At 66.3% G+C, this 12927-nt stretch carries 9 protein-coding genes; 5 read left to right on the forward strand and 4 right to left on the reverse strand.

Annotated elements, in window-relative coordinates; genetic code table 11:
- Positions 1–15: 15 nt before the first annotated feature.
- Genes minD through ABIA71_RS12360 form a run of 3 tightly spaced genes read left to right on the forward strand, consistent with a single transcriptional unit; the run spans position 16 to position 1619 of the window.
- Positions 16–825, forward strand: coding sequence for a septum site-determining protein MinD (minD, locus tag ABIA71_RS12350; RefSeq protein WP_038689737.1), 810 nt, complete (start codon positions 16–18; stop codon positions 823–825).
- 2 nt (positions 826–827) lie between these two features.
- Complete coding sequence (gene minE / locus ABIA71_RS12355) at positions 828–1088, forward strand: cell division topological specificity factor MinE (RefSeq protein ID WP_017355894.1); 261 nt, start codon at positions 828–830, stop codon at positions 1086–1088.
- 45 nt (positions 1089–1133) lie between these two features.
- Positions 1134–1619: a hypothetical protein gene (locus ABIA71_RS12360; RefSeq protein ID WP_354285432.1), complete on the forward strand. Its 486-nt coding sequence runs from the start codon at positions 1134–1136 to the stop codon at positions 1617–1619.
- A 731-nt stretch (positions 1620–2350) separates the two neighbouring features.
- Here the strand turns inward: ABIA71_RS12360 and ABIA71_RS12365 are convergent.
- From ABIA71_RS12365 to ABIA71_RS12375, 3 genes are all read right to left on the reverse strand, one after another.
- On the reverse strand, positions 2351–3592 hold the full coding sequence (locus ABIA71_RS12365; protein ID WP_181394011.1) for a DUF819 family protein: 1242 nt from the start codon (positions 3590–3592) through the stop codon (positions 2351–2353).
- A 160-nt stretch (positions 3593–3752) separates the two neighbouring features.
- Positions 3753–5816: a S9 family peptidase gene (locus ABIA71_RS12370; RefSeq protein ID WP_354285434.1), complete on the reverse strand. Its 2064-nt coding sequence runs from the start codon at positions 5814–5816 to the stop codon at positions 3753–3755.
- A 136-nt stretch (positions 5817–5952) separates the two neighbouring features.
- Entirely contained in the window at positions 5953–7923 is a 1971-nt protein-coding gene (locus ABIA71_RS12375; RefSeq protein WP_128095446.1) for an OPT family oligopeptide transporter, read from the reverse strand.
- A gap of 318 nt (positions 7924–8241) precedes the next feature.
- Here ABIA71_RS12375 and ABIA71_RS12380 point away from each other — a divergent pair, with 318 nt between their 5' ends.
- Together ABIA71_RS12380 and ABIA71_RS12385 are read left to right on the forward strand one after the other, a co-directional pair.
- Entirely contained in the window at positions 8242–9426 is a 1185-nt protein-coding gene (locus ABIA71_RS12380; RefSeq protein WP_354285436.1) for an acetyltransferase domain-containing protein, read from the forward strand.
- A gap of 112 nt (positions 9427–9538) precedes the next feature.
- Positions 9539–11311: a peptide MFS transporter gene (locus ABIA71_RS12385; RefSeq protein WP_128095448.1), complete on the forward strand. Its 1773-nt coding sequence runs from the start codon at positions 9539–9541 to the stop codon at positions 11309–11311.
- A 37-nt stretch (positions 11312–11348) separates the two neighbouring features.
- On the opposite strand, the gene ABIA71_RS12390 is transcribed toward ABIA71_RS12385, so the two are convergent.
- Entirely contained in the window at positions 11349–12791 is a 1443-nt protein-coding gene (locus tag ABIA71_RS12390; RefSeq protein WP_354285438.1) for a hypothetical protein, read from the reverse strand.
- Positions 12792–12927: the final 136 nt, after the last annotated feature.

The following is a 12927-nucleotide window of genomic DNA, read 5'->3' on the forward strand; positions in this document are numbered from 1 at the left end:
ATCAGGAGAAGTCCTTTGGCTGAAATCATCGTAGTCACTTCCGGCAAGGGCGGCGTGGGCAAGACCACCAGCAGCGCCAGCCTGGCATGCGGCCTGGCGCGGCGCGGCAAGAAGGTGGCGGTGATCGACTTCGACGTCGGCCTGCGCAACCTGGATCTGATCATGGGGTGCGAGCGCCGGGTGGTGTACGACTTCGTGAACGTGGTCCACGGCGAGGCGACGCTCAAGCAGTCGCTGATCAAGGACAAGCGCTTCGACAACCTGTACGTGCTGGCGGCCTCGCAGACGCGCGACAAGGATGCGCTGACCCAGGAAGGCGTGGGCAAGGTCCTGAAGGACCTGGCCGCGGACGGTTTCGAGTACATCATCTGCGACTCGCCGGCCGGTATCGAGAAGGGTGCGTTCCTGGCGATGTACTACGCCGACCGTGCGGTGGTGGTGGTGAACCCGGAAGTGTCGTCGGTACGCGACTCGGACCGGATCATCGGGCTGCTGGATTCGAAGACGCACAAGGCCGAATCGGGCCAGAACGTGCCGGCGTTCCTGTTGCTCACGCGCTACAGCCCGGCCCGGGTGGAAAGTGGCGAGATGCTGAGCATTACCGACGTTGAGGAAGTGCTGGGCCTGAAGGCCATTGGCGTGGTGCCCGAGTCGGGCGACGTGCTCAATGCGTCCAACAAGGGCGAGCCGGTGATCCTGGACCCCGAATCGGCGGCGGGCCAGGCCTATGAAGATGCGGTTGGCCGCATTCTTGGCGAAGAGCGTCCGATGCGCTTCACCACCGTGGAGAAGAAAGGCTTCTTCAGCAAGCTGTTCGGAGGGTAAGCATGGGACTGTTCGATTTCCTGAACCGGAAGAAGACGACGGCCGAAACGGCGAAGAACCGCCTGCAGATCATCATTGCGCAGGAGCGCAGCCATCGCGGTGGCCCAGATTACCTGCCGCTTCTGCAGCGTGAGCTGCTGGAAGTGATCAAGAAGTACGTGAACATCGACGCGGATGCGGTAAAGGTCGATCTGGTGAAGGACGGGGAGCACGATGTGCTCGATATTTCCGTCGCCTTGCCGGAAGGCCCGCAGCAGCCCTGAGCCTTGTCGCCCCTTCCGGTTGGGAGGGGCGGTTGAATGCATGCCATGACCACCGACGTTGCCACCGCCGATGTGCAGGTCACCTGCGTTGGCGATATCCACTTTGACGATGCCGTTGCCCTGCTGGCCGCGCACGACCTGCGGCTGCATCGGGTAGACGCGGCAACGCCGATTCCAGGCAGTTACTGGGGCGAGCCGGAGGCGGGGATCATCGGCAGCGATGTGTACGTGCGCGACGACACGCCGGTGCACTCGATGCTGCACGAGGCCTGCCATCTGATCGTGCTGCCACCGGAGCGACGCGCGCTGGTGCACACCGACGCGACCGATTCGGTTCCCGAAGAAGACGCCACCTGCTACCTGCAGATCGTGCTGGCCGGGCAACTGCCGGGCGTGGGCAGCGACCGCCTGATGCTGGACATGGATGCCTGGGGGTATACCTACCGCCTTGGCTCTACGCGCGCATGGTTCGAGCAGGACGCGGAAGATGCCAAAGCGTGGTTGATCGAACGCGGCCTTCTTCCTGCGTAAATCCGCACGGGCGGCCACTTCTTGGCGCGTGGCGACGCGCCAACCATATAGGCGCCCGGGTGCTCACTCGGCGCGGTTCGAGCAGGACGCGGAAGATGCCAAAGCGTGGTTGATCGAACGCGGCCTGTTGGCCGTTTAGGGACTTTTTGAAGCGGCTCTGTTCGCCGTCTGCTTGAGGCGCGAGGGAGGGGTATCCCCCGGCGGGACACGCGTAAATCCGTCCTTGGAGCTCATCGCAGCATCCATGCTGCTCAAGGTCCCGCCGGGGGATACCCCTCCCTCGCGCCCCTGTTCTCTGCTGCGACCGGATGTGAAGGCTAAGGCTCAGAGCGCAGAGCGCAGAGCGCAGAGCGCAGAGCGCAGAGCGCAAAATCATAGAAGAGCGTCAGCGCGTATTACGCTGCAAGTCGCTGACGGCGATACCTCGAAGAGCCCTGCAGCGCACACGTTGCGTGTGCTCGTCAAAAAGAAAGAGCGAAACAACAACACCTCACATCCTCCCCTTGCATGCAGCGCGCGACCAAGCGCCATCTGCTCTTGCTCCCCCTACCCCACCGCCAGCGCGGAACTGTCTGGGTGCGGGGCGGTAGGGTTCAGCGGGGCCTTGAGCAGCATGGATGCTGCGATGAGCTCCAAGGATGGATTCACGCGTGCCCCGCTGAACCCTACCGCCCCGCACCACGTCCCCCAGCAACAAAAACGCTAGCAAAGCCCGCTGCGAACAATAAAACCTACTGCCCCGCCATAGCCCGCAACGTAATCCCAACGATGTAAGCCAGGTACGTCCCGGTGGCGTACCCCATCGTCCCCAACAGCACCCCCACAGGCGCAAGCGACGGATGGAACGCCGCGGCAACCACAGGCGCAGACGCCGGCCCGCCAATGTTGGATTGCGAACCGATGGCGAAATAGAAGAACGGCACCTTCAGCACCCGCGCCAACGCCCACAGCAGCACGATGTGCACCGCGATCCAGATGATGCCCAGCAGGAACAGCCACGGCCGGTCCAGCAGCGCCAGCAGATCCATCTGCATCCCGATGCAGGCAATCAGGAAGTACAGCAGCAGCGAACCCAGCTTCGATGCCCCCGCCCCTTCCAGGTTGCGTGCACGGGTGAAACTCAACGCCAACCCGCACGTCGTGGAAATCACCACCACCCACACGAACGGCGCGTCCAGGCTGAACTGCGACGCCCAGGACACATGACCCTTGAACCACGCCGACAGCGGCCCGGCGATCGCGTGCGACAGCCCTACCGTCCCGAACGCCACCGCCACGATCAGCATCAGATCGGTCAGGCTCGCCACCCGCTCATGCTCGCTGCGGAATTTCTCGATGCGCAGTTTCAGTTCGTCGATACCCGACGTATCGGCCCCGCTGCGCGCATCGATCTTCGCCGACCGACCGGCCAGGAAGATCAGCGCCGCCATCCACACATAACCCACGCCCACGTCCACCACCGCGAACTGGCCGAAGGTGGTGGCGTTGACGTCGAACACCTCGCGCATCGCCAGCATGTTCGCGCCGCCCCCGATCCAGCTGCCGGCCAGCGCCGCCATACCGGCCCATGTGTCGCCGGCCACCGTGTCCGGGTGCAGCCACTTCATCAGCTGGAACGCCACCACCGCGCCCAGCATGATGCTGAAGGACGCGCCCAGGTACATCACGATCAGCTTCGGCCCGAGCCGCAGGATGCCCTTGATGTCCACCGCCAGGGTGAGCAGCACCAGCGCCGCCGGCAACAGGATGTCGCGGGCGATGGGGTTGTACAGGTGCGTGTTCTGGCCGTCGATCAGCCCGAACGTGTTGTAGATGCCGGGGATCAGGTAGCACAGCAGCAACGCTGGCACGACCGTGTAGAAGCGCTTCCACAGCCCCTGCTCGCGCGAGGCGGTCCAGAACACGGCCCCGAGGGTGGCGGCGATCAGGCCGAAGACGACGATGTCGTTCTGGATCAGGGCGGGTGCTTTCACGGGTGGGAAATGCCTGGTAAAGGGACACGCGCGTTCGCGCGTGCCGGGAACAAACCCGCAGGTAGAGCCGACCGTTGGTGGGCGGCCGCGGCGTGCAGCGGCAGGGAGGCGATGCGCCGATAAAGAAGCGCCGCCCCGTGGGGCGGCGCATCCATCCGGCTTATTCGCCGATGTGCTGCTTCAACCAGCCGTTGACGGTGTCGTGCCACTGCACGCTGTTCTGCGGCTTGAGCACCCAGTGGTTCTCGTCCGGGAAGTACAGGAACTTGGACTCGATGCCCTGGCGCTGTGCCGCGGTGAACGCTGCCAGGCCCTGTTCGACCGGAATGCGGTAGTCGAGCTGGCCGTGAATGATCAGGATCGGCTTCTTCCAGTCAGACACGTGGTTGACCGGGTTGAACTTCTCGTAGTTGGCCGCCTTCTGGTACGGCGTGCCACCCTGCTCCCACTCGGTGAACCACAGCTCTTCGGTGGCGTAGCCCATCATGCGCTGGTCGAACACGCCGTCATGGTTGACCAGGCACTTCCACGGCGAATTCCAGTTACCGGCGATCCAGTTGACCATGAAGCCGCCGTAGCTGGCGCCGAGCGCACAGGCCTTGTCGCCGTTGAGGAAGGCGTACTGCTTCTGCGCCGCGGCCCAGCCCTTCTGCAGGTCTTCCAGCGGGCGGTCGCCCCAGTGCTGGCTGATCGCGTCGGTGAACGCCTGGCCGTAGCCGGTGGACCCGTGGAAATCGATCATCACCACGGCATAGCCCTGGCCCGCGTAGGTCTGCGGGTTCCAGCGGTAGCTCCAGCCGTTGCCGAAGCTGCCCTGCGGGCCGCCGTGGATCAGGAAGGCCACCGGGTAGGTCTTGCCTTCCTGGTAGTTGTACGGCTTGACCACGTAACCGTGCACGGTCTCGTTGTTCCAGCCCTTGAACTGGAACTGCTCGTAATCGCCGAAGGCCACATCGGGCAGCATCTGCGCGGCGCTCGGGGTGATGTCGCGCGGGCTGCTGCCGTCGGCGCTGGCCACCACGATCTGGTCGCCGCTCTTGAGGCTGTTCTTCGTGTACGCCAGGGTGGTGCCGGCGATCACCGGCGAGCCGATGCTGCCGCCCTCGGCGACGACGGTGGCCTTGCCACTGGCGATGTCGATGTTGAACAGGCGGTGCTCGCCCAGGTCATCGGCGGCGGTGTAGAAGCTGCGGCCGTCGGCGCTCAGCACGATTTCGCCGGCCGAGCGGTCCCACGTCGGCGCAATTTCGCGGGCCTTGCCGGTGGCCAGGTCCAGCGCCATCACGCCGAAGCGGTCGGCTTCGAACCCCGGGCGCTTCATGGCGCGGTAGTACAGGGTCTTGCCGTCGGCGCTGAACACCGGGCCGGCATCCCAGGCCGGGTTGGCAGCGGTCAGGTTGACCGGCGCCTGCTTGCCGTCCACGTCCAGCTGGTACAGGTCGAAGTTGGTCGACCACGGTTCCTGCTTGCCGGCCACGCGGATGGAGGCCACCACGGTCTTGCCGTCCGGGGCCCAGGCGAAGTCGTCATTGCCGCCGAACGGCTTGGACGGCGCATCGCCATCCAGGGTGGCGCTGATCGCCGAGGCGCCCTTCACCGGCGCGCCCTTGGCCGCCGGCAGCGGGGCCACGAACAGGGTGTTGCGGCGGCCATCGTTCCAGGTGTCCCAATGGCGCACGAACAGCGTGTCGAACACTTCGCCGGTGTTCTTGCGCGCCTTGTGCGCGTCCAGCTTCTTGCTGGTGCAGGCCAGGTCCGAACCACAGGCCTGGAACACGCCGCTGCTGAACACCACGCGGTCGCCCTGCGGGGAGATGTGGAAGCCGTCCACGTCGACCGGGAAGTCGGTCAGCTGGCGCGGGGTGCCGCCATTGATCGGCTGCACGTACAGCTGCTGGCTGCCGCCCTTGGCGCTCAGGAAGTACACGTTCTGGCCGTCGGCCGACAGCGCGGCCGAATTGACGTTCCAGCCGGCCGGGGTGAGCGGCTTGGGTGGGGCGGCGTCGCGAGTGCGCAGGTTGCGGATGAACAGGCCGGTGCTGGCCTTGCTGTCGGCGCCGACCACGCGCTTGGCGAACACCACGTTGCCACCGTCGGCGGTGAGCAGCGGGGCCGAAACCCGATCCAGCGCGATCATGTCGCGCACATCCAGGCCACGCGTGGCGGCCAGCGACGGCAGCGCGGTCAGCAGGCACAACGGCAGCAGGGCGTAACGAAGTTTCATCGGGTTCTCCGCGGAACGGCAAAACGCCGATGGTAGGGCCGCGGGGGTGGCCGTGGCAAAGGCCATCGGTCATGCCATTGCCCGGAAACGACAAACCCCGCCGGGGCGGGGTTTGTCGGGTGTCACACCGGGTCGGTCAGACCTTGCCGCCGGACCGCTTGCCGGTGCGGTAGATCAGCCAGCCCACCAGGAACAGCACGGCCAGGCCGATCCAGTCGGCACCCGGCAGGGCGAACGGCAGCGCCAGCACATCGGCGCGGCCACTGAGCACGATCGGGATCGCAATGGCGATACCCATCAGCGCTTCACCGGTGATCAGGCCGGCAGCGAACAGCACGCCCGGCTTGTGCACGCGGTCGCGGCCTTCTTCGTCCTCGGCACGCACCTTGTGGAAGCGCTCGACCAGGTAGGAGATCAGGCCGCCCAGGAAGATCGGCACCATCAGCTCCAGCGGCAGGTAGATGCCGATTGCCGCGGCCAGCACCGGCACGCGGAAACGGGACCCGCGCGACTTCAGCCAGCCATCGAAGGCGATGATGACCGCACCGATGCCCGCACCGATGGCGATGAAGGTCCACGGCAGCTGGCCACCGAACAGACCCTTGGCCACCGAGGCCATCAGATTGGCCTGCGGCGCCGCCAGGGCGTTGGGATGGGCGGCGGTGGGCGCACCGATGCCGTACGCGGTGGCCAGCAGGTTCAGCACCGGGGCCATGATCAGCGCGCACGAGAACGCGCCGATGCCCAGCATCAACTGCTGCTTCCACGGCGTTGCACCGACGATGTAGCCGGCCTTGAGGTCCTGCAGGTTGTCCCCCCCGACCGCGGCGGCGCAGCACACCACCGCGCCGATCATGATGGCCGCCACCGCACCCAGCGGGGCACCGCCCACGCCGACCGGGGTCAGGCCGCTCTTGCCCAGCAGCAGCACCAGCACGGCCGAGGCGAACAGGATGGTGGAGATGGTGATGCCCGAGACCGGGTTGTTGGACGAGCCGATCAGGCCGGCCAGGTAGGCCGACACCGAAACGAACAGGAAGCCGGCGACGATCATGATGATGGTCATCGGGATCGACACGTGCCACTGGCCCACGATGGCCTGGTACAGCGCCAGCAGCGGCAGGGTGAACACCACCAGCGCCACCAGCATCCACTTCATGGGCAGGTCGCGCTCGGTCTCGGCCAGGGCCGGACCGCCACTCTTGCGCGCAGCGGCGAAGCCGCTCTTGACCCCGTTGAACAGTGACTTGCGCAGCGAGATCAGGGTCCACACGCCGCCGATCAGCATTGCGCCCACGCCGAGGTAGCGGATCTTGGCGCTCCAGATCGCAAACGCCGCGTCGGTGGACGACGCGGTGGCGATGGAGGCGGCCAGGGCCGGGTCGCTGTTGACGAAGAACGCCTGGTACAGCGGGATGGCGATGTGCCAGGACAGGATCGAGCCGGACACCACCACGATGCCGACATTGAGGCCGACGATGTAGCCCACGCCCAGCAGCGCCGGCGACAGGTTGGTGCCGATGAAGGCGGTGATCTTGGAACTGCCGATGTAGGCCGACTGCGCCCAGGCATCGGGGATCAGGCGCATGCCGCTGGCGGCCGCAACCTTGACGAACGCACCGATCACCGCCGACACGGCCAGGATCTTCAGGCCCGGGCCGGGATTCTCACCGGCCTTGAGCACTTCGGCGGCCGCCTTGCCTTCCGGGAACGGCAGCGGGTCTTCGACGATCATCGAACGCCGCAGCGGCACCGAGAACAGCACGCCCAGCAGGCCACCGAGGCCGGCGATGCCCAGCACCCACCAGTACTTGAAGTCCGGCCAGTAGCCCATGATCACCAGCGCGGGGATGGTGAAGATGACACCGGCGGCGATCGACGAACCGGCCGAAGCGCCGGTCTGGACGATGTTGTTTTCAAGGATGGTGCCACCGCCGAGCAGGCGCAGCACGCCCATGGAGATGACGGCCGCGGGAATCGCGGTGGCGATGGTCAGGCCTGCGAACAGACCGAGGTAGGCGTTGGCGGCCGACAGCACCACCGCCAGCACGATGGCAAGCACCACCGCGCGGAGGGTGAGCTGCTTGGGCGCAGCGTCGTTGTTCATGGATGCCCCTGATGGCAAAAAATCCCTTTCACGCTAGCGTTCAGGGGGCGTCAAGTCCAGTGCGGTTGGTCCCGGCCGGCCGATGGCGGGCGGTGGACGTCGACGGTACGGGCTTCAGCCGTCGCCACCGGTCGCATCCAGCCACAGTTGGCACATCATCACGGCGGTCGAACGGAAGGCCAGGCCTGACGGGGCAATGCAGGTGATCCAGATCCGCATCGACGCGCGTCTGGTCGGGAGCGAGGCGCCCTGTCCGCGGTGAGGACCACTCATCCGGCGCGGCCCGCCAGCGCACCAATGGGCGACGCCCTAAATGTTATGTTATACCCTGTCACGCCACCGACCGGAGCGCCCGTGGCCCTCGCCTCTCCCCGCCTGACCTCGATCGACCAGCTGCGCGGCACGGTGATCGTGCTGATGCTGCTCGACCACGTGCGCGAGACCTTTTACCTGCACGCCCAGGTGGCCGACCCGATGGCGGTGGACCAGGTCGAGCCGGCGCTGTTCGTCAGCCGCCTGCTGGCGCATCTGTGTGCGCCGGTGTTCGTGCTGCTCACCGGGCTCTCGGCGTGGCTGTATGGCAGTGGCCAGGCCCAGGGCAAGCGCGCGACCGCGGCGTTCCTGCTCAAGCGCGGACTGTTCCTGGTGGCGCTGGAAGTGCTGGTGGTGAATCTTGCCTGGACGCTGCAGTTCCCGCCGAGCGTGGTCTACCTGCAGGTGATCTGGGCGATCGGGCTGAGCATGATCGCGCTGGCGGGCCTGCTGTGGCTGCCGCGCGGGGTGCTGGCGGTTGTGGCGCTGGGCTTGATCGCCGGCCACAACCTGCTGGACGGCGTGCAGGTGCAGGGAAATGGTGCGTGGGCGGTGCTGTGGAAAGTTCTGCACCAGCGCGACTGGATCGAGCTGGGCGCGCACCTGCGCCTGCGCACCTCCTACCCGGTGCTGCCGTGGATCGGGGTGATCGCGCTGGGGTACGTGCTGGGGCCGTGGTTTGCGCGTGGCGGTGATGCGGTGCTGCGCCAGAAACGGTTGTTGTGGGCCGGTGGTGGCGCGCTGCTGGGGTTCGTCGTGCTGCGCGCGCTCAATGTCTATGGCGATGCGCCGTGGCAGGCGCTGGGCACGGCCGGGCAGACGCTGATGAGCGTCCTCAATGTCACCAAGTACCCGCCGTCGCTGCTGTTCCTGCTGCTCACCCTGGGCATCGGCCTGCTAGTGCTGCGGCTGTACGAGCGGCCGGCGCTGTCGCGGGCGCTGGCCCCGCTGGCCAGCATCGGCGCGGCCCCGATGTTCTTCTACCTGCTGCACCTGTACGTGCTGAAGCTGTTGTATGTGCTGGCCGAAGCCCGCTGGGGGCACACCCACGGCGGGTACTTCGGGGTGGACCACGTGGCCACGCTGTGGGCGATCACCGCCGTGCTGGCACTGGCGTTGTACTGGCCCACCCGGGCGTTTGCGCGGTTGAAGGCCCGGCGGCGGGATATCGCATGGTTGCGGTATCTGTAAGGCGGGCGTTGCCGGGTGAGTGGGTTTGCCGGCCAGCGGCCGGCACTACCCGTGGCCGGCATTGGTGGCGCGTGGCTCCTATAATTGCCGCCTCTTTGCCGTTGCCACTTCGATGACCGCAGCCGCCCTGCCCGCTTCCGCTTCGACCGCCACCGACGATTTCCTTGGCCATCCCAAGGGCGTCTACGTCTGCTTCTTCACCGAGATGTGGGAGCGGTTCTCGTTCTACGGCATGAAGGCGCTGTTGCTGCTGTACCTCACCAAATACCACCTGTTCGGCGACAAGGCCGGGCTGGACCTGCTGGGCGCGTATGGCGGGCTGGTGTACTGCATTCCGGTGTTCGGCGGCCTGCTGGCCGACCGCTGGCTGGGCATGCGCAAGGCGGTGGTGTTCGGTGGCGTGCTGCTGGTGCTGGGGCACCTGGGCATGGCCTTCGAAGGCCACGCGGCCACCCGCATCGACGGCCAGATCGTGCGCGACGACGCCGCGCTGGGCATCACCTACCTGTCGCTTGCGCTGATCATCATGGGCGTGGGCTTCCTCAAGCCCAACATCTCCACCATCGTCGGCAAGCTGTACCCGGAAAACGATCCGCGCCGCGATTCGGGCTTCTCGCTGTTCTATGCCGGCATCAACCTGGGCGCGCTGTTTGCCTCGCTGGTGTGCGGCTTCCTCGGCGAGGCCTACGGCTGGAAGTACGGCTTCGGCGCCGCCGGGATCGGCATGGTGATCGGCCTGGGCATGTTCCTGTGGGGCCAGAAGTACCTGCAGGGCCACGCCGAGCCGACCGACGTGCCCGCACTGCGCCAGCGCGTGCTGGGCATCCGCCGCGAGTGGCTGATCTATGCAGTGGCCGTGCTTGGCGTGGTGCCGGTGGCGGCGCTGATGTGGGCCGCGGCCAATGGCGCGTTCGCGCTGGGCGGTGAAATCAGCCTGGCGCTGATGTTGATGATCGTGGTGCTGGGTGGCGTGCTGGTGTGGTTCGCCTGGTTCACCGGTACCCGCTGCACGCCGGTGCAGCGCCAGCAGATGATCGCGCTGATGGCGCTGATCTTCATGGCGCTGGTGTTCTTCACCCTGTACGAGCAGACCTACGGGTCGTGGGTGACCTTCACCGACCGCCTGCTGACCAAGGACCTGGTGCCCTCCCTGGTGATCCAGGGCGGCACGCCGCTGCCGTGGTCGATCGCCTCGCTGCTGCTGGCGCCGCTGGGCTTCGTGGTGGCGGCGCGGCTGTCCGAGCGCACCCCCGGCTCGACCGCACCGCGCAACCTGTTCGTCGGCATCGTCGTGCTGATGCTGGTGATGCTGGTCCGCGACTGCCTGGTGATTCCGCAGACCGCCGGCTCGCTGACCTACCTGGGCGGGTTGTTCCTGGTGGTGCTGGCGCCCTTGTTCGCCACGTTGTGGGCCTGGCTGGACCGGCGTCGGCTGGACCCGTCCAAGCCGGTGAAGTCCTCGTTCGGGCTGATCTTCGCCGCGCTGTCGTTCGTGCCGCTGGCACTGGCGGCGCAGCAGGTGGGCGCGACCGGGCAGATGGCCAGCGTGTGGTGGCTGGTACTGGCCTACCTGATCCTGGAGATCGGCGAGATGTGCCTGTCGCCGGTGGGCCTGTCGGCGGTGACCCAGCTGGCCGCGCCGCGCGTGGTCAGCCTGATGATGGGCACCTGGTTCCTGGCCACCGCGTTCTCCGAAACGCTGGCCGCGCTGTTCGGCAAGCTCGCCGCGATCGAGGTGCCGGAAGGCGAAACCATGAACATCGCCAGCGCCGCCGCCAGCTACGAGCACCTGTTCTGGCTGCTGATGTGGATCGGCCTGGGCTGCGCGGCGGTGGCCCTGGCCTGTTCGCCGCTGCTGAAGAAGATGATGCACGGGGTCAAGTAGGGGAACCCCGGGCAATCAGCGCCCGGCCGGTGTCACGTCATTCCACCCGTCTGGCCGCGCGCAGTTCCTGCAGGAAGCGGCGCACAAGCACGCGTCCAGACTCGTCCAGATTGCGCCCGTCAAGATGCTCGAAACGCATATCCGGATGGAGCGCATCTGCGTTCAGGGCCAGGCCGCCGAGTTCTTTCACCAACGGCGCGGGCAGGATGCCCTCCAGCAGCAGCTTGGGCACAGCACCTGGCTCGGCGTGCCATGCCTCGCCATTCGGCCCGGACACCTGCTGAAAGTCCACTGCGGTTGCGGCCGCATGAGCAGGTAACGTGGCGATCGCTTCCGTCGCGCGCTGAAGGAACTGGCGATAGCGTGCGGCCAAGGCGGTCGCATCACGATCATGGGCGTCCAGAGGGGCAAGCGTCCACTCCAGCGCGGGCAACGTGCATGTCAAGGCTGCCTGCGCCAGGCGAACGGTGTGCGCTTCATACCTGTCCTCCCCCTGCTGCACCTCCTGCACCCGGCATTCGGCCGTGGCCACGCGGCGGGCAACTGCGCGCGCGAACCCGGTGACGTCCTCGCGCACGCCACCCCACAACACTTCCGGAAAGCGCAGCAGGAGGTGCGCGACGATCGCATCCTGCAGTTCTGCCGACGCTTCCCCCGCAATCTGCATGCGCTGCATCAGTTCCTGCACCGCCGTGCGCACCGATTCGGTCTGCGACACCGGCGCCGGCATCCACACAGTGGGCGGCACCTTTGTTTCCGCCAGCAGTTGTTCGTTCTCAATGGCACCGCTGCTCGTCCAGTTACGGCCGTGTGCATCGCTGGACAAATGGAGGCTGCCGCTCATCGACCGGGGCTGGGCCTCGTCGCGGCGCTCGCCGGCCAACATCGACTGCTCCAGTGCATCTACCGAAGGTGCGGCCTGTCCCTGCACGACAGCCGTCATCAGCTGTGTCAGCGCACGGCTTTTGTGCATATGTGGTGCAATGCAAACGTACTGGACGCGATAGCCCACCCTATCGGTGGGTGCGGCGGCGGGAGGTGCGCCATCAACAGGCTCGCGCCGAACGTCCTGTGCCAGGCAACGAGCGCCGTCGCCGGCAAATCCCCATGCTTGCGATGCCGCCAGTAGACGACCTGCCGCTGTGCCCTCAAGCCGGTTGCCGTACGCCACTGCGACAACATTTTCGGTCACCAGCTTGCCGATTGTCAGCAACTGGACGGTGTCATGAAGTACCGCAGCGTCGGGCTCGCTCAATGGCGCCGTAGGCTCTCCTCCCCGCATCAATTTGTGCAACCGGATCGACCACTCGTCCACCTCGACGCTGAGCACTGCGATCTTGAGCGCCTGCTCCACCGTCAACTGCAGACCGTCATCGATGTCTGCCGCACGGGAGGGACTGCAGAACAGAACAAACAGCAAAGGCGCTGAACGGCACGAGAAAGACCGCAGGCGGGACGTCGAGGACAGGTTGCGCCACATGCTGGGAAGACCCCAAGGGAGAGCTGCCCAGCATCCCGCAGGGTCGCGCCCGGGCACCATGCAACAACTTGTAATCTACTGCACTCAGCCATCCGCACACACAACAACGGCACCTCACGGTGCCGTTGTTGTTCTC

Origin of the sequence: Stenotrophomonas sp. 2619, from assembly GCF_040548725.1 — a bacterium.
GTDB lineage: Bacteria > Pseudomonadota > Gammaproteobacteria > Xanthomonadales > Xanthomonadaceae > Stenotrophomonas > Stenotrophomonas maltophilia_AP.

Coding starts and splice junctions, on each gene's coding strand:
- minE (WP_017355894.1), top strand. CDS start 828: ATGGGACTGTTCGATTTCCTGAACCGGAAGAAGACGACGGCCGAAACG.
- ABIA71_RS12385 (WP_128095448.1), top strand. CDS start 9,539: ATGACCGCAGCCGCCCTGCCCGCTTCCGCTTCGACCGCCACCGACGAT.
- ABIA71_RS12390 (WP_354285438.1), bottom strand. CDS start 12,791: ATGTGGCGCAACCTGTCCTCGACGTCCCGCCTGCGGTCTTTCTCGTGC.
- ABIA71_RS12370 (WP_354285434.1), bottom strand. CDS start 5,816: ATGAAACTTCGTTACGCCCTGCTGCCGTTGTGCCTGCTGACCGCGCTG.
- ABIA71_RS12380 (WP_354285436.1), top strand. CDS start 8,242: ATGTTATACCCTGTCACGCCACCGACCGGAGCGCCCGTGGCCCTCGCC.
- ABIA71_RS12360 (WP_354285432.1), top strand. CDS start 1,134: ATGACCACCGACGTTGCCACCGCCGATGTGCAGGTCACCTGCGTTGGC.
- ABIA71_RS12375 (WP_128095446.1), bottom strand. CDS start 7,923: ATGAACAACGACGCTGCGCCCAAGCAGCTCACCCTCCGCGCGGTGGTG.